Here is a 17,487-nt window from a genome sequence, read left to right on the forward strand (position 1 = left end):
CGTTCCAGGTCCCGTCATGCGCATTCCTGATTGCTATGGCCGACCCGTAATCGCGTGGGCAGTTCCATGTTTGGTGAGAGGCGTTCGTCGATGGCGGACAGGCGCCGCGCAATAATGGCGGCGAAGTGCGGAGAGGCGATATCTGGGTCTTCGTCCATACGCTTCTTGGACGCCTCGGGCGAGAGGTGGCTGTCAGATTGCGAATGTCTGGCCAAGACATGGTCCGGCAACGGGGGTATCTCGCCAGGCGCCCCTATGGCTGTCAGGACCATGGCCAGAGAGTCCTGCGGGTGCCGGACAAAATCGTCATAGTCGAGTGCGCCCAACCAATGCGCCGCGCGGCCCTCGTCGAGATAATGACGGACGGGCCCGGCCCAGAGCATGGCCATGAGGTCATAGCCGTCAACCGGGCCTTCGCGTTCGCGCAGGATCGGGGCGATGACAGACCAGGCCTGCCGCTCGTCATCGCTCAGTACCCATGTGGCGAGCGGGCGCCCCGTCAGCCGGGCGTAGGACCGCGCCACGGCCGTCGCTTCGCGATAGAGGAACAGGCTGCGCGATGACGGCGCGGCCGAGGCTATATAGGCGGCATGCTCGCAGGAAAGGCTGCGAAGCTTGAAGGCGACCGGCGCGGTGTGGCCGCGCGTAAATATCCGCAGGAAGGCGCCGTACAGCGACCGGATCGCCGCTACGGCCTCCTTGTTCTCCGGGCGCCCCAGCATCGCCAGTTGCGAGAAGACATCGGGTTCCGACCATGTCGTGACGTCCAGGCTGCGCAACGCCCGCGCCAGAAGGGTCGAGCCGCACCGTCCTGTCGAATGGATCAGCAGGGCCACGGGGGGCGGTGGCATTTCTTCCGCGATCGTTACCAGGCTCTCCATCGGAAGTGCATGGATTCGCGTGGCATATCGATATTGGGCCTCATAGACGAACGGCATGGAGGTGAGGTCCAGATCATCGGGGGTCTCGACCAGCAGGACATCGCCGGAAATAGGGTCGATGCAATAGGGCGTGACCGAAGGCCGTGCGAGCAGCGCGCGTGCATCGGAGGATGTGGGCGCCGGGGTCAGATGGAAATCATCTCGGGCGGCAATTGCGATGGGGGTGCTCTTGACCCGCGCCGCGATGTCATAGGTGGACGGGATCATCAGGCGGTCCGGCTCGCGGCCAGAACGGCATGTCCGACTCCCGCGTCGGTCGCAACGAATTCCATAAGTGTCGAAGATGTAATCGGGTCGCCCATGAGTTTGGCCATGTTTTGATAATGATAGAAGGCGGGCAGGGATGCTCCGGCAAGCGGCATGCCCCAGCTCGGGAAATTCCATTCCACCGGCAACGGGGTGATCGCGGTACCGAGGCGTGCCGCCGCAATGGGAAGAGCGATCTGGTCGAGGAAGCGGTCGCGCAGCACGGTCGGAAGGTCGTTCAACGCCCGTACGCGCCGCGCACAGTCGGCCCATTCGTCCGCCAGCTCGCCGGCCATGGCAGCGACGCAAAAGACGAAGCCCGCGTTGAAATAGGGTCTGGTCCATTCGTCCGAGAGAAGAGTCCGCATGTTCGCCTCGGGCGTCTCCAGGCCGCAGGCGGTATAGCAGCGCGCCCAATCCTGCGAGGAAGCGGGCGACAGGCTTGCCGGGACCGCGCCGATCGCGACCGTGCGAAGCGACCTCAGGTCGGGCGGGCGCATCACCAGCATGTCGCTGTCGACGAAGACGAGACCGGCGCGGTCGCTTTCGATTGCCAGACAGTCGATCTTGTTGGCGATCGGATAGTGGGGCGAAACGCGATTGACCACCGAGACTCTTCGCACGCCGAGCCGATCGAGCGTGGCGATGGTGTGGTGCGAAAGCGTGCCCCACAGATGCTCGGGCCACGGCACGGCGGCGATTAACTCGTGCTCGTCGGAGAGATGGCGGCGCAACGAGGCGGCCAGAAGCAGGGCCTTGGCCTCGATCGGGCCCGCTTGGCAGACGAATACGAAGCCCAGTCCTTCCGTCGACTTTATGACGACCTCCTCTCAAACCGCTTGTCGCTCCACCAGCATAGCGGCATGAAAAAGCTCTGTCCGCTCACAAGATGCACCGGGAAAGGTGGTATCCCCCATGAAATTGCTCATAACCGGAGGCGGCGACCTGGCCCAGCGGGTACTGGCTGGGCTGGCCCGCGTGCCCGCATTGGTTGAGGTTCTGATCGCGGTGGGACGTGGGCAGGGCCGTGCGGCTCCTCTGGCCCGGCTATATGGGGCGGGGCTGGGCGTGCCGACCCGCGGTACGGAGGTCGAATGGGGGAACCCTGCCGATATCGCGCCGCACTTCTGCGGCGTGAGCGCCCGGATATGATCTTCCACGCCAGCGCGTTCATCTCGCCGTGGTGGGCCAAGGATCGCGACACACCGGCGGCGCGCGCGCTGGTCGGTGCCGGGTTCGGGATCATGGCATCGGCGCAGTTGCCCAAGATCCGGACTCTGATGCAGGCCGTCCGCGATCTTGATCTAGGCTGCCCGGTCGTCAACGCATCCTATCCAGATCTCACCCATGCGGTGCTGGCCGCGGACGGACTGGCGCCGACGATCGGCGTCGGGAATGCGGGCATGATCTTCCTGTGCATCCTGCGCGCCCTGAGGGAGGGGGCGCTGGCAAGGGACGGCATCCCTCGACTGTTCGCGCATCATTCTCAAGTGACTCCTTTTGCGAGGGATCAGATCGATCGGCGGGACGAAAGCCCGTGGTTGTTCCTCGGCGATGGCGAAGTCGAAATCGCTCCCCTGATTGACGGACCGCTGCCCGAAGGCATGCCGCTCAATGCGCTGACCGCCACGCACGCCATCCAAATCATCGGTGCTCTATCGGGGGCGGGTATGCTGCGGACGGCCGCACCCGGGCCTTTTGGTCTTCAGGGCGGCTGGCCCGTCGAAATAGACTCTGGTGGCGTCCGGCTCGACCTTCCTCCGGGTGTCGAGATGGCGCGCGCTGTCGCTTTCCAGAGCCGCGCCGCTATCCATGACGGCATTGCCGATATCGACCACGATGGCACGATTCATTATACCGAGAAGACGCGGCAACTCCTCGCGGCAGTCGCGCCCGATCTCGCCGAACCGCTGCGGTTGCAGGATGCCTCCAGACGCCTCACGCGTGTACTGGAGTTGGTCGCAGCATAACTTTGGCGGGCGGCTTGCCCGACCGCCGGGCTTTTGCTGTATAAGGCGTTGGGGGCAGGAAGTTGCGGCATGTCTGGCAGTCATGCCGCCGGCGCTATTGATGGAAAGAGCGGTTTGAGAAACGTGCTGCATGAGGCCCCGGCCGCCAGGAATATCGAGACGTGGTTGCCTGCGCTGACGCAGTCCGCTGCGGCGGTCCGCCGATCGATCGCCGAGACGCTGTTCCATACGGGCGGAGGTCATTACGGCGGCAGTTTCAGTGCGGTGGAGTTGCTGGTGACGCTCTACGCGCGTCATCTCCGCATCGATCGCGATAATCTCGGCGAGCGGCTGCGCGATCAGTTTATCCTGTCCAAGGGACATGCTGCGGTCGCCCTTTATGCTGTTCTTTCCCAGCGGAATATCGCGGATCTGGACCTCAATGATTATGCGACCTTCCGCTCCCCGCTGGCCGGACATCCCGACATGACCGAATTGCCTGGTGTCGACTGGTCCACCGGCTCGCTGGGCCAGGGCCTGTCGGCCGGTCTAGGCATGGCGCTCGGCCTGCGGCGGACGGGGCACCGTGTCTGGGTGATGCTGGGCGATGGGGAGTGCCAGGAAGGGCAGGTCTGGGAGGCGGCGATGCTGGCCGGTATCGCCGCGCCGGACAATCTCCACGCCGTGGTCGACCTCAACCGCCGGCAGGAATTCGGGTGGCATGTGCCTGGGCGCGCGATCGGCCCCATCGATCCCGTGCCGGACATGGCAGGCAAGTGGCGTGCCTTTGGCTGGCGGGTCCTGGAATGCGACGGGCATGATATCGAGGCGATCGACGAGGCATGCCGCATGGCGGTCCAAGGCCGTGGTCCATCCGTGATCCTCGCCGCGACCCGGAAGGGGCAGGGAAGCACGCTCGCGCAAGCTGACCCGGCGCGCTATCATTGCACGGACGTGTCCGTCGGGGAGCATGCGGCGATCATGGCGGAACTCGCCGAAGGATGAAGCTCGCGGATCATCTCGGCGACCTGCTGTGCGATTATGCCGTCGACGACGACGCCCTGTTCGTGCTCGACGGGGACCTGGCGGACTCGGACGGGGCCTATCGCTTCGCCGCGCGGTTTCCAGACCGCTTCCTCATGGCCGGCATCGCCGAACAGAATCTGGTCGGGGTCGCCGCTGGGCTTGCCAGTACGGGCAGCAAGCCTTGGGCCTTCTCCTTTGCGGCCTTCCTCGCGTACCGCGCCTATGACCAGATCCGCATCGGACTGGCCCAATCGCATCAGGCCGTGGTACTGGCCGGTTCCCATGCCGGCGGCCTGCCGGGCCGCAACGGCAAATCCCATGCGGCTCCGAACGATCTCGCGCTGATGCTGACGCTGCCGCACCTCCACGTCTTTGCGCCCGCCGACCGCCTTGACCTGGAATGGGTCACCGATACGCTAGTGCGCGAGCCGCATGGCGCCTATGTCCGCCTCTTCAGGGCGGATGCCGACGCGCTCTCGGCGCTGCCCGGCGCGGCCCGGGGCGCTGCGGGGCCGGTCCGGGTGATCGCCGCACCCGCGCCGTGCACGATCGTCAGCACGGGCTTGGCGACGCATTGGTGCGCAGCCCTTGTGCAAGCGCTGGCCGCGGAAGGCAGGCAGGTCGGCCTGATCCACCTGCCCCGATTAAAGCCGCTTCCCGATCTGTCGCCCTGGCTGGCGGGTGTGCGTTCCATCGTGGTGATCGAGGATCATGTGACGTTCGGCGGGCTGGGGTCGCTGTTGCAGGCTCAGGCTTACGGGCCTGCCGTCCACCTGTGGGGCTGGCCGGTCGAGTTCGCGGGTGCATCGGGTGCCGATGATGACCTGCGACGGGCGCATGCGCTCGATCATGACAGCCTGATGAGCAGGCTGCGTGACCTTATGGATGACGAGGACGAGGCCCCATGCTGACTATCGTGGTGACCTGGCGCGATCGCGACGAGCTTGGGCGGGCCATGCCATCCATGGTTGAATCAGCGCGCTCGGTCGGCGGAGAGGTCGTCATCGTCAATTTCGGCGGGGACGCAGACCGTCTCGCCACGCAATTGCGCGACGTGTCGCCGCCCTACCGTGTCATCGGCGGACCTGAGCAGCGCTATTTCCACAAGGCGGTCGCGAATAATATCGGAGCCCGCTTCGCCGCCAGCCCAATCTTGTTCTTCTGCGATTGCGACATCATCCTGCCGGATGGGCTGGTTCGGTCCCTGGTCGACCGACTGCAGGCTGCTCCCGGGCATTTCGCGACGCTGGCTGGCGTGCGCGAGACCGAAGTGAATGCCCGCGGTGGCCGTCACGTCGTGTCCTTCGGCTATCAGCTCGACATTCGTACTGCGGACGGCCGGCGTCTCCAGATCGTCGATAACGAGGAAGACGCGGAGAATGGAACGCGGCAGGCCCCCGGCCTGCTGCTGGTCACGAAAAGCGACTTTCTGGCGATCGAGGGGTATAACAGCCAGCTGCATGGCTGGGGTTGGGAGGATCAGGACATGATCTCGCGCCTTACCCTGGGCGGTGGCCTGACGCGCATTACCCAAGGCTATGCGCTGCACATCTCGCACGACGATGAAGGGCGGATCGGTGCCTATCCCCCGGTGGCCTCGCGCTGGGAAAGCCGCGATCGCATGTTCCGGACCGCCCTGGCCAATTATGACGAGGGCCGGTTCATGGGGAGCTATTCGTCTGACAATGAAACTCATTGCAGTTTTCGCGAAGTCGCTCCTTCCCCAGCCTGCTAGGTCCGGTGAAGCCAATCCCGATCGATCGGCCTAGCCATAGACCCACTTGGCGAAGAGTGGATCCAGGTCGCGGCCGCTCGCTCGTTCCATCGCCCGTTGCAGATCGTGGCTCGTCACGACGCCGCCCGCATGGGCGCGGGTATAGAGGCGAAGGCCCGCCCAGAAGGCCTTGTCCCCCAAGGTGCTGCGCAACGCGTCCATGAACAGCGTTCCCTTGCTATACTGGATCGCGCGCCGCAGGCCGAGTTTAGGATAGGTGCCGTTCCAGGCCAGCGGCTTGTCATAACCCGCGTCACGCGCACGGGCGAGCGCTGCACGGGCGTGCTCCATCTCGGCGTCATAGGCTGCCCGGCCATAGCGATGTTCTTTCCAGGCCGCCGACATGAACGTCGCGATCCCTTCGTTCAGCCAGAATTCTTGGATCGTGCCGCAGGTGAGGAGATTACCCCACCATTGGTGGGCCAGCTCATGCGCGATCGCCCAATCATCGTCCGGATCGTTCGGGCGATCGGGCACTGCCCGGTCGCCCAGGACCGCGTAGGTGGCCGCTTCCTGCGCCTCGTTTCCCTTGACCAGCAGTTGCGCATAGCGACGAACGGGCAACCGATACCCGGCCTTGTCGGCGTAGAAATCGACCATGGCGGGGGTATCAGCGAAGCGCGCATTCAAATTAGCCGCATCTGCGACGTCGCTGAAAAAGGGGAGCTGCGTTGAACCGGCCTGGATGAAGCGCCCGACGGCAAAGCCGAATAGATAAGGCGAATAGGGGCGCGGAGCCCGCCAGCTATGGATTTCGCTACCATCGGGGCCGGGGCGGCGGGACGTCTGCGTGCCGACCGATACGGTGGTCATGCCCAACGGGACCCGCAGCCGCAGCGCGAAACGGCCCTTGTCGCCAAAGGCGTTCTGACGGCAGATCATCCAGTCGCAGGCGAAGTAGCTAGTGTACAGCGCGTTCGCGGAGGTCGCAAAGCCTCGCGCGGGTTGCCCATGATAGGTTACGTCCAATTTTACCGTCCGGCCCCGACGAAGCGGTTCGGGAAGCGTAAAGGTGAGTGCATCGCGCTCCGAACGCACGGGCAAGGCGACACCATTGAGCGTCACGTAGTCGATCGTCAGCGCGTTGGGTGAGAAGCGAAGCTCGGTCAGCCCGTCCATGGTGGCGCGCAAGGTGAGTATTTCGTGGCCAGCCAGCGTCTTGTTCGCAATGTCTGGCGTCAGTGCAAGGTCATAGCCGATCACATCGAAAGATTCGTCCGGCGTAGCGGCTTGGGTCGAAATCGGCTGAAGCGCGAGCAGGATGCCAAGCCCCACAATACGCAAAGTTTTCATCACCGTGTCTCCGCATCCCGCTGGTTCTACATGTCCATGACATGAGCGATCTTGCCCGTCTACTTGGCAAGTGGTCATATGCATCACGCGAGAGACCATGCGTGTGACTTCTGGGGAGCGGCGTGATGCCGCTGGCATCCGGTCGGTATGCGCCAACGTTGCACACGACACGAAGCCATTACCTGTCCTTAATGCCAAACTGGCAAGTCTGAAGCGCTCCGGGTTTCGCGGGGGCTCCGCCATATGACTAGGAGTAACCGTAATGGGCAAGACGACGAACAAGTTTTCCCCTGAGGTGCGAGAGCGTGCGGTTCGGATGGTGGGCGAGCACCCGAGATCACGCCTCGGAATGGAGAGCGATCACCTCGATTGCCAGCAAGTTCGGTTCCATGGCGGAGACGTTGCGCTGCTGGTGCCGGGACGCGGCGTGCGGGGCCGACCGCGCAGGCGGCCGATGAGGGCGAGCGGCTAAGGCTGCGGGAGCGCGAGATGCAGGAGCCTCGCCGTGCCAACGAGATTCTTCGCAAGGCGTCGGCCTATTTTGCGCAGGCGGAACCCGATCGCTACGGGAAAGGACGATCGCTTTTATCGACGACCATCGTGCGGAGTTGGAAGGCGATCCGATCTGCCGGGAACTGGCGATCGCCCCCTGCGCCTATCGCGGGCATGTCGCACGACGCCTCGATCCACAAAAGCGCTCCGCCCGGACGCGGCCCAACGACGACTCGAAGAGCCATATCCGGCGCATCCATGTGGCAAGCTTCCGGCTCTACGGTGCATCCAAGGTGTGGCGTCAGTTGCTGCGCAAGCAAATCAGGATTGCCAGATGCACGGTGGAGCGGCTGATGAGGATCATTGGGGTGGCGGGCGTTCGGCGAGGCAGGAGCTGCATCACCACGCTGCACGACCAGAAAGCAACGTCCTCGCTCTATAAGGTCAACCCCACATTCGGGTCGAACGCCCGAACGCGCTGTGGGTGGTGGACTTTACGTATGTCCATATCTGGGCGGGGTTCGTCTACGTTGCCTTCGTCATCGAGGTCTTCGCGCGGCGGATCGTCAGATGGAAGGTCAGCGTACCCGCGACGGAGGGCTTTGCGCTCGACGCGCCGGAGCTGGCCATCCCTACCAGGCGGCCGATCGGCAGAGTCGAACCCGTGCATCACTCGGACAGGGGTTCGCAATATAATTAGATTTTAGATATATCCAGGATGATTTGAGTAGGTGGTGAATCTACATATAAAATATTGATGAGTTGTTTAAAATTGACGATAATTGGCTTGATTTTTTTGGTGACTCTAGGGGGGAGGCATGCATTCGTAATATCCGACGGTATGCCGACAAAAACCTCAATGAATTCGCCCTCGGGTAGCAGTGTGTATAGCATGTCGCGCTCAGCCTTGAGAGGCGAGATGAAGGTGGTCAGCACGATCAGCCCCGCGTCAGCCATCAGCTTGGCGACCTCGCCCACCCGGCGGATGTTCTCGACGCGGCCCGCCTCCGAGAAGTCGAGATCGCGGTTCAGGCCGTGGCGGATATTGTCGCCGTCCAGCAGGAAGGTGTGGCGGCCCATGCTATGTAGCTTCTGCTCGACCATGTTGGCGATGGTCGACTCGCCTGAACCCGACAGATCGGTGAACCACAGGACCTTGGGGGCCTGTCCCTTTTGCCGGGCATGGGCCTCTCGTGTCACCACGGCGGATTGCCAATGGACGTTCTGGGCGCGGCGCAAGGCATGGTCGATCATGCCCGCCGCGACCGTCGCATTGGTCGCGCGGTCGATCAGGATGAAGCCGCCGAGCGCGCTGCCCTTTGAATAAGGCTCGAACACGATCGGACGGTCGGCATAGACCTCCGCCAGCCCGATATCGTTGAGTGCCAGCGTGTCGGCAGGACGTTCCTCCTGGCTGTTGACGTCGACGACATGGCGCGGCGGCTGGACGGTCGCGCCGACCAGTTGCGTGCCGAGCTTCAACGAATAGCTGCGCCCCGGCACCAGCGGCGCATCGGCCATCCAGACGATCTTGGCGCCGAACTGGTCCGCGATCTCGGGCGGGTTTTCGGCCGCCGCGATCACGTCGCCGCGCGAGCAGTCGACCTCCTCGGCCAGCACCAGCGTCACCGCCTCGCCCGCGATCGCCTGCTCCCGGTCGCCGTCATAGGTGACGATCCGCGCGATGCTGGTCGTCTTGCCCGAGGGCGTGATGCGAACGCGGTCGCCGACCGACACCCGGCCGCTGGCGATCAGGCCCGCAAAGCCCCGGAAGTCGAGGTCGGGGCGGTTGACCCATTGCACCGGCATGCGGAACGACGCCGCCACCGCGCGGTCGCCATCGATCGCCACCGTCTCCAGATGCGGGAGCAGCGCGGGGCCGTCATACCAGGGCATGTCGGGGGAGGGCGTGGTGACGTTCGCGCCGGTCAGCCCCGACAGCGGGATGGCGGTAAAGCGCTCGATACCGATGCCACGCGCGAAGGCGGCATAATCGGCGACGATCGCGTCGAAGACCGACTGGTCATGGCCGACAAGGTCCATCTTGTTGACCGCCAGTACGATCTCCTTGATCCCGACCAGATGCGCCAGATAGCTGTGCCGCCGCGTCTGGGTCAGCACGCCTTTGCGCGCGTCGATCAGGATCACCGCCAGGTCGGAGGTCGAGGCCCCGGTCACCATGTTGCGCGTATATTGTTCGTGGCCGGGCGTATCGGCGACGATGAACTTGCGCTTCTCTGTCGCGAAGAAGCGGTAAGCCACGTCGATCGTGATGCCCTGCTCGCGCTCGGCGGCGAGGCCATCGACCAGCAGGGCGAAGTCGATATTCGCCCCCTGCGTCCCGACGCGGCGGCTGTCCGCCTCCAGCTGGCTCAGCTGGTCCTCGAAGATCGTCTTCGAATCGTAGAGCAGCCGTCCGATCAGCGTCGACTTGCCGTCATCGACCGAGCCACAGGTGATGAAGCGCAGCATCGACTTGGCGGCGTGCGTGGCGAGATAGGCGTCGATATCGGCGGCGATCAGCGCGTCGGGTTGATAGGCGGTCATCTCAGAAATACCCCTCGCGCTTCTTCTTCTCCATGCTGGCGGCCTGATCGTGATCGATCGCGCGCCCCTGCCGCTCCGACGTGGTGGCCAGCAGCATCTCCTGGATCACCTCGGACAGCGTCGCCGCCTCGCTCTCGACCGCGCCGGTCAACGGATAGCAGCCGAGCGTGCGGAAGCGGATCGAGCGATCGACCGGCACCTCGCCGGGCTTCAGGCGGAAACGGTCGTCATCGACCATCAGCAGCATCCGATCGCGCTCCACCGTCGGGCGGGGGGCGGCGAAATAGAGCGGCACGATCTCGATGCCCTCCTGCAGAATATACTGCCAGATATCGAGCTCGGTCCAGTTGGACAGCGGGAAGACGCGGATGCTCTCCCCCTTGTGGATACGGCTGTTGTAGAGGTTCCACAACTCCGGCCGCTGCGCCTTGGGGTCCCAGCCATGCGCGGCCGAACGGAAGGAGAAGACGCGTTCCTTTGCACGGCTCTTTTCCTCGTCGCGCCGGGCGCCACCGAATGCCGCGTCATAGCCACCGGCCGTCAGCGCCTGCTTCAGCCCCTCGGTCTTCCACATGTCGGTATGGCGGCTGCCATGGTCGAAAGGGTTGATGCCCAGCGCCTCGGCTTCCGGATTGCGGTGGACGATCAGTTCCATCCCCGCCGCCCCGGCCGCACGGTTGCGCAGTTCGTACATGGCCTGGAATTTCCAGGTCGTGTCGACATGCAACAGCGGGAAGGGCGGGCGCGCCGGAAAGAACGCCTTCTTGGCCAGATGCAGCATCACGGCCGAGTCCTTGCCGACCGAATAGAGCATCACCGGACGCTCGGTCTCGGCGACGACTTCGCGAAGGATATGGATGCTCTCGGCTTCGAGGCGTTGCAGGTGGGTAAGGCCAGTCATAATTTCGGTACTAAGAAGGGGGGGATTATTTTGCGAGCAATCATACCGAATACCGATTTTGGCAATAAACGATTATAACATGCTGCAAAATTCTGCTCTGGTTCGGTAATTTTCCTGAAAAGATAATTTTTGCAGATTATGTAAATATATGACCGTGGGTATTTTAATTGCTCTAATTTTGCAATGAGGTCGGCGAGAGGAAGGCTAACATTCAATTGCATTTTTTTGGATCAGATATTGCCTGGCGACTAGTGAGAAAATGCTACTGCGCAGGTAAATCCCTTCGCTTGGTGTCGTCATACCATGCGCGTACCGTTACCGGCGAGAGCTGTGACACCAGTGACAGCACCAGCAGTGTTGTTGCCCTTATTCAAGTGAGAGTACCTCGGGGGTTATCGCGATGAACTCGCGGGGGTGTGCTGTAGCCGACGGCGCTGTTTGGAGGCATCTCGTTATAATGGTCAATCTAGGCTGGCAGCTGCCGTTATCCGTCAGCCACTCGATCGGCCGGGGCACGCCGTTCACACGACAGTATTGCGTCCACAGAACCTCCCCCGGCAGCGAGGTCGAGTGCAACAGCAGTTTTTCAGCCTGCGAACCGGGACGCAGCCTCGCTTAGCAGCTCGTTCTCCATGGCCTTATTGCCTAACAGCCGTTGCGACTCGCGCACCTGCGCCTCAAGCGCCCGGTATTTCGACGCCGGTACCGCCTCCTCGCCCGCTGCCGTGGCGGTCATCGTTAGCACCGTCATAGGATGCGCGTCCTCGTTGCCGAGGAAAGCTATGGCACTGGCGACCCGTCGACAGCACATTCAGTGCCGTTTCTATCTAGCAGAGTGGTGTCATTTGTATTTGGCACCTACATCCTTCAAATTTGATAATATTTCTTATGTTAAATCGAGAATCCTATCGGCGTCGGGTGCGCTTACCGGGACCACTGGTGGCGGTCCGTCGAACCCGGTCGCAGGCTGACGCGACATGCACAACACTAAGCCCGTTCCGCTCGGGCCGATAGCTGAAAGTGCCTTGACCATGTAGCAAGACGGCGCCGGCCGGTCCAGCGAGCTGCGAGCACGCCGCTAGCCACAAGGTAGATCGCATCGAGGAACCTTCGGGATCGCCCCCTTCGTGGGGGCGTCCCATAGAACGGGCACAGATATACATTTTGGGCATTGATGCTGGCAGCATCGGTGTTTCGCGTCGTGTGCGCTGCCTCACTTGCGTGAGATCGTGCGGTAGCGTCGGCGTGTTGCTCCGGGCACTGCCTAAAGCCTGCCAGTCGGAAGACAATGACAGAGTTGGAAACCGATAATCCTATCGGTTTCAAAGACGTATGGCCGGAAAGTTGATCGCTTTCTCACGACCGATGGCGAACACGCCGGAAGGTAACCGGCTGGCACCATTTGCGGCTGTTGATTGATCTACGGTAATGGGACTTGGAAACGATTCATTCCAATCCCGGGTGATAAGTCATGCAAATGTCACAACTGGAACATGGTCCGAATCTTGGGGGCATCTCTTGCCCTGCTCTCGATGGATTGCCGGGCGCTTCTCGGCTCGAGGAGCTTTCCGAACGCCAACGATGCTACCTTCGCCTAGTCCTCCAGCTCAAAACTTCGAAGGAGATCGCCGCAGCGACGGGGACCAGCCCCCGCGCAGTCGATAAGCAGTTGCTTAAGGCCAATTCTTTGCTCGGAGCCTCAACGCGATTCCAGTCGGCGCAGATGCTGGCGGCATTCGAACAGGGGGTAGAGCCTTTGCCCGGGGCAACCGCTCTACCTATCCCCGCCGCTGATTTTCGGCTGTCCCGGCCTTGGCCAACCGCAGAGGCGGCCGTGAACATGCTCCCTTGGAAACAGGTGGCGGCCTGGATCGTGATCGTATCGATCGCAACCCCGGCCGGCCTGACTACCGCCGGGATGGCATATCTCACGGTGCTCTTCCTGCTCGGCCATCGACCATATTAAGGGCGGCATCGCCCGAGGAGCCGGAATGCAAGCACCCGAAGATACCAGCCGCGTTGTTGCTGACGATCTGCGCAAGGCTGAACGTTCGATCAATATCGCCACGCGCGACACCGCGCAGTTTTTGCTCACGACACTGGATGCCACGGAAATGCTGCGGCTTTCTCCTGCGATGACGCAGCGGACGGTCAAAGCTACTGTTGCTGCCCTGGGGGCCTTGGTGGAGGGGCAGGAACAGATGGCCATGCGCGCTCATCCGTCAATTCAGAAGGTGGGTCTACAGCTCGGTCTGAGTGAGACGAGCTGGGGTGAGCCCAATGAGAAGCCAGGTTCGGCGGTGCTGGGAGACGACCTTCTCAGAAGCTCGCGGGTTTCTGAAGCGTCGTAATGATTTCGAAACTGGCCCTTACCGTCCTGTTTGATTCTGTATGCGCAATCGTGTGCGTGACTTCGTTACTCCGGGGCGGTCGACCAGAGCGCTTCGAAGCAATGATTAACCTGACGGCGGTCGCGTTGACCTGGGCGCTGCGGCATTGGGACGTGGAGCACTTCGCCCCGGCCGACGTTTCGATCTTCACTATCGATCTTGCCGTAGCGGCGGGCTTTTTCTGGCTGGCCGTTACAACGATCCGGTTCTGGCCGATTTGGGCTGCCGGCTTTGCACTGTGCGACCTCTTCATGAGCGTTCTGGGCGGCCTGCTGCCCAGCGTTCCGCTCTTCGCCTATCACACCCAGCTCGGCATCTACGCCTATCTGGCGCTCGGTGCGCTCGCCATCGGCACGTACTGCCTGCCGCGAAATGCCGAGCCTCACATTCGCAATGGATCAAGACGATCATGGCTACAGCATCTGAAGGAGACGAACTGATCGACGTCGTCGTCCGACTCCCACGACAAGCGATCGAAGACATGCTCCTGTCGACGACGACGGCTGCTGACCCGGACCAGGCGGTTGCTGATCGGCGTTACCATGAAGCGAAGGCGCTCGTGACGGGGCGCAGACGCCGAGCAGCCTGCTTCGATGGCCTGCGCTTTTGCGATCCGGTTTGGGACATGATCCTCGAGCTCTATGTGGCGACGCGGGAGGGACGCCGCTTATCCGTCACCCAATTGTGCAGCCTGAGTGGCGGTGCGACCACCAGCGCCATTCGCCATGTCGACCATCTGCAGGCGTTAGGGTACATCGCGCGCGATCTCGACCCAGAGGATCGCCGTCGCGCCAATGTGTCCATGCTCGCACCGCTCCAAGAGGCTGTCGAGCGCTGGCTTGATTTGCAATTCGCCGCCTCGCGGATCGGTGCCTGAGCCAAGCCGCCGGATCGACCACTCCGGAAAGTCGCCAAGGAAGGCTTCTGATGCTCCGCAGTGACGTCCGGCGCGACGGGACGATCGATGGCGGGCTGCCAAAGGGTTTTGATCCGCTCAGCACGATGCTAAACGCAATTGCATGACCTTCCTTCGCCTCCATTCAAACCTTCCGGCGTCGCTGGCCATCCCCCCGCACGGTCCGCGAAAGCACGAACGGACGCGTGCCTGGAGGCTTTTTGCTCCCACGGACGGAGGGAAATCGATCCGCCTTCGTGCTTTCGCGGACCACCTGCCTTCCCCTTTCGTGCTTTCGCGGACCAAGGCGTCACCGGCGTGAGCAACACCTCCTCAAGCCAAGGCGACCTGTTCGTCCTCGACAGCCCGCTGCTGACGGAAGTCCGCGGTGAGCATTCGCTCATGGCCTACCCCTTTTTCGCGCTGACCAAGACGGCGACCAAGCGCTCACTAGTCTACAAGACGGATACAGTCGCGATCGAGATAGGCCCAGGGCCTCGGGGCGTAGCGACCATCTACGACAAGGAAATTCTGCTTTATATCGCCAGCCTTCTCGTGTCGAAGATGGACGCCGGTGAGCATGTGGCACAGGACTTTTATTTTACCGCACATGACCTATTTCGGGTAACCGGCGTCAACGGCTCGGCCCGATCTTATTCGCGCTTGGCGGATGCATTAGAAAGACTGCAGGGTACGCAGATCAAGACGAACATTGAGGCCGGCGGTGAAGGGCAAACTGGCTTTTTCTCCTGGCTCTCCGAGGCTCAAATCCAATATACGAAAACAAGAGGTGGCGAGCCGCGCATGAAGGGCGTGAAGGTCAGGCTATGCGACTGGCTGTACCGCGCGATCCTTAAAGACCGCCGGGTTCTCGAATATTCTCCCCAGTATTTCCAACTCGGGCCTGTCGAGCGGCGCCTGTATGAAGTGGCCCGTTCTGCCTGCATCGATGGTCCAGTTCAGGTTGGTCTGGACGAGTTGCGTCTCCAACTCGGCTATCAGAACACCCTCAAGCATTTTAGGCATGCCTTGCGAGGCATCGCCGACCTGGACTCGATCCCCGACTATCGTGTGGTCCTAAACGAACCTGAGTTGCCTGAAAACGGCGGACTTAAGCGGCGTCTCGTGGCTCCGACTGTCGTCACGCTGACGCCGAAGAATTCGCCTTCATTGGATTGAGGACGCTGTACCCGACTCTGCATTAGCCGATTCGCTAATCGGTCCGCGAAAGCACGAAGATCGGTTCCTGGGGCACCGCATACCGTCCGCAAAAGCACGAATGCCGGTCCGGGAAAGCACGAATCGCGGTCCGCCAAAGCACGAACGCGAATGCGGCGGGTCCGCAAAAGCACGAACTTTTCCTTGCCTTGGTCCGCGAAAGCACGAGTCGTAACCGCTTCCGAGCGACGCCGCGCGCTGGCATCTTCTGCTTGTGTTCTCCCCCGTCGACGAACGACGGGCGTGGGAGGAGCAGAAAGGGTGGCCGTGAGCACATAAACGAATGCCCGGCACGAAGGCCGGGCACCCAGAGATTGCAACGTGGTAGCGTCGCCAAACGCTGACCGGTCACGAGAAGACCTTCCACGTACCAATTTCCGAGCCTCGGTTCAAGGGAGCGCGCTTCGCGCCACGCCTCTGTTTTGCCTGCTGACGGCCCCTCGACCTGAGGGGACGAACGATGACCTACACTCAAACCGCTTTCACCGGTGGGACCGGCGCCCGACCGATCACGGCCTTCTCGCGCCAGATCGCGCGCGCACTCGAAGCAAGGCTGGAGGATGCGCCCGCTGAGGTCGACCGCAAGGCCGTTTTCGCGATCGTGAAGCGCGCGGCGCCGGCGCTTGGCATCGGAATCGGAGCGCTTCAGACCCTCGAGCATCTCATCAGCTTTACCCGCGCCGATGACTGGAAGGCGGGCCGAACTCCGATCGCATGGCCGAGCAACATCACGCTCGCTGAATGTGCTGGCAAGACGGTCAGTGCCATCAAAGCCCGACTGCGTCAGCTTCGCGCCCTCGGCTTGATCGTCGCGAGGGATAGCGGTCATGGTCGCCGAACCGGTCGTCGCGATGACACCGGCGCGATCTCGACCGCGTTCGGACTCGACCTGTCCCCCCTCCGTATCCGCTTTGAGGAGCTGCGCGAGCTGGCCGACGTCTATTCGGCGCAATCGCGATTGTTCAAGGAGGGGCGCCAGGAGATTGCTCGGGTACGACGCATCGTCGGCCAGGCGCTCGCACAAGCCGCGGATATGCGCCTGACCGGTCCGCACTGGCTGGCGCTGCAGGACGCGATCGAGCGGGTTGCGAGCGCGGCGGCCCATGCTCGATCACTCCGCGATAGCGAAGCCTTCACCGCTGCGATCGCGCAGCTTGCAGGCGTCGAGGATCAGGTGTCCCAGACCATCGACCGCTTTATGTTTCCTGAAGATAATAGAGGGTCGGGGTCAAAAAATGAGCCCTTCATACATATACAAACCAACCCTCACCCCATCAATGATGTACAGGCTAAGCGGGCTTGTAGTTCTGATCTGGACCCTCGAGCTTCAGCATCAGCCGAGCTCCCAGCCTCACCGTCCAATAGTCGTTTCAATGCCCGGCCGTCCGAACTGATGGAGATGTTTCCGACTACCGCCATGTACGTCGACGCACAAAGGCCTGCCTGGTCAGACATTCACCGGGCTGCCTCACGGCTTCGCCACGATCTTGGGATCCGCATTGGCGTCTATGTCGATGCGCTTGAGAACCTCGGTCCCGACGCTGCTGCGATCGCGATCATGATAACGGCGGAGCGTCACGCACGCGGTGAAATCCGCCTCACTCCCGGCGCATACTTCACCGGAATGGTCGGGAAGGCAAAGCGCGATGAACTCGACCTGGCGAGGAGCCTTTGGGGCTTCCGGACTGAGCGCGTGGCCACACATTGAGACGATGGATGTGGCGTCTGATATCGTCCCGTGGTATATATGGACTATGCTGCGCGGTTCTCGCCACGCCGACATCCGGCCCCGTTGTAAGGACGACGGGTGAGAGG

General features: G+C 62.3%; 16 protein-coding genes, 2 pseudogenes and 1 other annotated feature. Of the genes and pseudogenes, 12 read left to right on the forward strand and 6 right to left on the reverse strand.

Going from position 1 to position 17,487, the window contains the following annotated elements; translation table 11 throughout:
• Positions 1-14 precede the first annotated feature (14 nt).
• Together QE385_RS19190 and QE385_RS19195 are read right to left on the reverse strand one after the other, a co-directional pair.
• Positions 15-1,148, reverse strand: coding sequence for a hypothetical protein (locus QE385_RS19190; RefSeq protein WP_307104999.1), 1,134 nt, complete (start codon positions 1,146-1,148; stop codon positions 15-17).
• A complete protein-coding gene (locus tag QE385_RS19195; protein ID WP_307105002.1) occupies positions 1,148-1,921 on the reverse strand; it encodes a hypothetical protein in 774 nt (257 codons plus the stop codon). The genes QE385_RS19190 and QE385_RS19195 overlap by 1 nt, the downstream gene beginning before the upstream one ends.
• 181 nt (positions 1,922-2,102) lie before the next feature.
• On the opposite strand from QE385_RS19195, the gene QE385_RS19200 reads away from it, so the two are divergent.
• The 5 genes from QE385_RS19200 to QE385_RS19220 all read left to right on the forward strand — a co-directional run bounded on the left by QE385_RS19200 (position 2,103) and on the right by QE385_RS19220 (position 5,897).
• Positions 2,103-2,339 (forward strand): hypothetical protein, encoded by a 237-nt coding sequence (locus tag QE385_RS19200; protein ID WP_307105004.1) that lies wholly within the window; start codon positions 2,103-2,105, stop codon positions 2,337-2,339.
• A complete protein-coding gene (locus QE385_RS19205) occupies positions 2,336-3,157 on the forward strand; it encodes a hypothetical protein (RefSeq protein ID WP_307105006.1) in 822 nt (273 codons plus the stop codon). The genes QE385_RS19200 and QE385_RS19205 overlap by 4 nt, the downstream gene beginning before the upstream one ends.
• A 69-nt stretch (positions 3,158-3,226) precedes the next feature.
• A complete protein-coding gene (locus tag QE385_RS19210) occupies positions 3,227-4,141 on the forward strand; it encodes a transketolase (RefSeq protein ID WP_307105008.1) in 915 nt (304 codons plus the stop codon).
• Entirely contained in the window at positions 4,138-5,073 is a 936-nt protein-coding gene (locus tag QE385_RS19215) for a transketolase family protein (RefSeq protein ID WP_307105010.1), read from the forward strand. The genes QE385_RS19210 and QE385_RS19215 overlap by 4 nt, the downstream gene beginning before the upstream one ends.
• The gene (locus tag QE385_RS19220) at positions 5,067-5,897 is read left to right on the forward strand and encodes a galactosyltransferase-related protein (protein WP_307105012.1); all 831 of its coding nucleotides are present in this window, start codon (positions 5,067-5,069) and stop codon (positions 5,895-5,897) included. The genes QE385_RS19215 and QE385_RS19220 overlap by 7 nt, the downstream gene beginning before the upstream one ends.
• 30 nt (positions 5,898-5,927) lie before the next feature.
• On the opposite strand, the gene QE385_RS19225 is transcribed toward QE385_RS19220, so the two are convergent.
• A complete protein-coding gene (locus tag QE385_RS19225; protein WP_307105014.1) occupies positions 5,928-7,229 on the reverse strand; it encodes a M1 family aminopeptidase in 1,302 nt (433 codons plus the stop codon).
• 262 nt (positions 7,230-7,491) lie between these two features.
• Here QE385_RS19225 and QE385_RS19230 point away from each other — a divergent pair.
• Positions 7,492-8,415, forward strand: a pseudogene (locus tag QE385_RS19230) (IS3 family transposase); the annotation flags it as partial.
• Positions 7,763-7,879: a sequence feature (AL1L pseudoknot), on the forward strand. Its footprint overlaps the pseudogene before it by 117 nt.
• 2 nt (positions 8,416-8,417) lie before the next feature.
• On the opposite strand, the gene cysN reads toward QE385_RS19230, so the two are convergent.
• The 3 genes and pseudogenes from cysN to QE385_RS19245 form a co-directional block, all read right to left on the reverse strand.
• Positions 8,418-10,268 (reverse strand): sulfate adenylyltransferase subunit CysN, encoded by a 1,851-nt coding sequence (cysN, locus tag QE385_RS19235; protein ID WP_307105015.1) that lies wholly within the window; start codon positions 10,266-10,268, stop codon positions 8,418-8,420.
• A 1-nt stretch (position 10,269) separates the two neighbouring features.
• Positions 10,270-11,169 carry a sulfate adenylyltransferase subunit CysD gene (gene cysD / locus QE385_RS19240; protein ID WP_307105017.1) on the reverse strand — a complete coding sequence of 300 codons (900 nt, stop codon included), beginning with the start codon at positions 11,167-11,169 and terminating at the stop codon, positions 10,270-10,272.
• A gap of 607 nt (positions 11,170-11,776) precedes the next feature.
• Positions 11,777-11,905: pseudogene (locus QE385_RS19245) on the reverse strand (IS3 family transposase); the annotation flags it as partial.
• A 741-nt stretch (positions 11,906-12,646) separates the two neighbouring features.
• Here QE385_RS19245 and QE385_RS19250 point away from each other — a divergent pair.
• From QE385_RS19250 to repC, 6 genes are all read left to right on the forward strand, one after another.
• The gene (locus QE385_RS19250) at positions 12,647-13,135 is read left to right on the forward strand and encodes a sigma factor-like helix-turn-helix DNA-binding protein (RefSeq protein WP_307105019.1); all 489 of its coding nucleotides are present in this window, start codon (positions 12,647-12,649) and stop codon (positions 13,133-13,135) included.
• A 25-nt stretch (positions 13,136-13,160) separates the two neighbouring features.
• Positions 13,161-13,520, forward strand: a complete 360-nt coding sequence (locus QE385_RS19255) for a hypothetical protein (RefSeq protein WP_307105021.1) — start codon at positions 13,161-13,163, stop codon at positions 13,518-13,520.
• The gene (locus QE385_RS19260; RefSeq protein ID WP_307105022.1) at positions 13,520-13,999 is read left to right on the forward strand and encodes a hypothetical protein; all 480 of its coding nucleotides are present in this window, start codon (positions 13,520-13,522) and stop codon (positions 13,997-13,999) included. The genes QE385_RS19255 and QE385_RS19260 overlap by 1 nt, the downstream gene beginning before the upstream one ends.
• Positions 13,969-14,436 (forward strand): MarR family transcriptional regulator, encoded by a 468-nt coding sequence (locus tag QE385_RS19265; protein WP_307105024.1) that lies wholly within the window; start codon positions 13,969-13,971, stop codon positions 14,434-14,436. Before QE385_RS19260 ends, QE385_RS19265 begins: the two co-directional genes overlap by 31 nt.
• A gap of 336 nt (positions 14,437-14,772) precedes the next feature.
• On the forward strand, positions 14,773-15,633 hold the full coding sequence (locus QE385_RS19270) for a replication initiator protein A (RefSeq protein WP_307105027.1): 861 nt from the start codon (positions 14,773-14,775) through the stop codon (positions 15,631-15,633).
• Positions 15,634-16,132: 499 nt separating this feature from the next.
• Positions 16,133-17,380 carry a plasmid replication protein RepC gene (gene repC / locus QE385_RS19275; protein WP_307105029.1) on the forward strand — a complete coding sequence of 416 codons (1,248 nt, stop codon included), beginning with the start codon at positions 16,133-16,135 and terminating at the stop codon, positions 17,378-17,380.
• Positions 17,381-17,487 lie beyond the last annotated feature (107 nt).

Origin of the sequence: Sphingomonas sp. SORGH_AS_0950, assembly GCF_030818415.1 — a bacterium.
Lineage (GTDB): Bacteria > Pseudomonadota > Alphaproteobacteria > Sphingomonadales > Sphingomonadaceae > Sphingomonas.

What these genes read in the sequence shown, in the direction of transcription:
- QE385_RS19225 (WP_307105014.1), bottom strand. Translation starts at nt 7,229, where the DNA reads ATGAAAACTTTGCGTATTGTGGGGCTTGGCATCCTGCTCGCGCTTCAG.
- QE385_RS19260 (WP_307105022.1), top strand. Translation starts at nt 13,520, where the DNA reads ATGATTTCGAAACTGGCCCTTACCGTCCTGTTTGATTCTGTATGCGCA.
- QE385_RS19205 (WP_307105006.1), top strand. Translation starts at nt 2,336, where the DNA reads ATGATCTTCCACGCCAGCGCGTTCATCTCGCCGTGGTGGGCCAAGGAT.
- QE385_RS19190 (WP_307104999.1), bottom strand. Translation starts at nt 1,148, where the DNA reads ATGATCCCGTCCACCTATGACATCGCGGCGCGGGTCAAGAGCACCCCC.
- cysD (WP_307105017.1), bottom strand. Translation starts at nt 11,169, where the DNA reads ATGACTGGCCTTACCCACCTGCAACGCCTCGAAGCCGAGAGCATCCAT.
- QE385_RS19210 (WP_307105008.1), top strand. Translation starts at nt 3,227, where the DNA reads ATGTCTGGCAGTCATGCCGCCGGCGCTATTGATGGAAAGAGCGGTTTG.
- QE385_RS19200 (WP_307105004.1), top strand. Translation starts at nt 2,103, where the DNA reads ATGAAATTGCTCATAACCGGAGGCGGCGACCTGGCCCAGCGGGTACTG.
- QE385_RS19220 (WP_307105012.1), top strand. Translation starts at nt 5,067, where the DNA reads ATGCTGACTATCGTGGTGACCTGGCGCGATCGCGACGAGCTTGGGCGG.
- QE385_RS19265 (WP_307105024.1), top strand. Translation starts at nt 13,969, where the DNA reads ATGGCTACAGCATCTGAAGGAGACGAACTGATCGACGTCGTCGTCCGA.
- QE385_RS19215 (WP_307105010.1), top strand. Translation starts at nt 4,138, where the DNA reads ATGAAGCTCGCGGATCATCTCGGCGACCTGCTGTGCGATTATGCCGTC.
- repC (WP_307105029.1), top strand. Translation starts at nt 16,133, where the DNA reads ATGACCTACACTCAAACCGCTTTCACCGGTGGGACCGGCGCCCGACCG.
- QE385_RS19255 (WP_307105021.1), top strand. Translation starts at nt 13,161, where the DNA reads ATGCAAGCACCCGAAGATACCAGCCGCGTTGTTGCTGACGATCTGCGC.
- cysN (WP_307105015.1), bottom strand. Translation starts at nt 10,268, where the DNA reads ATGACCGCCTATCAACCCGACGCGCTGATCGCCGCCGATATCGACGCC.
- QE385_RS19250 (WP_307105019.1), top strand. Translation starts at nt 12,647, where the DNA reads ATGTCACAACTGGAACATGGTCCGAATCTTGGGGGCATCTCTTGCCCT.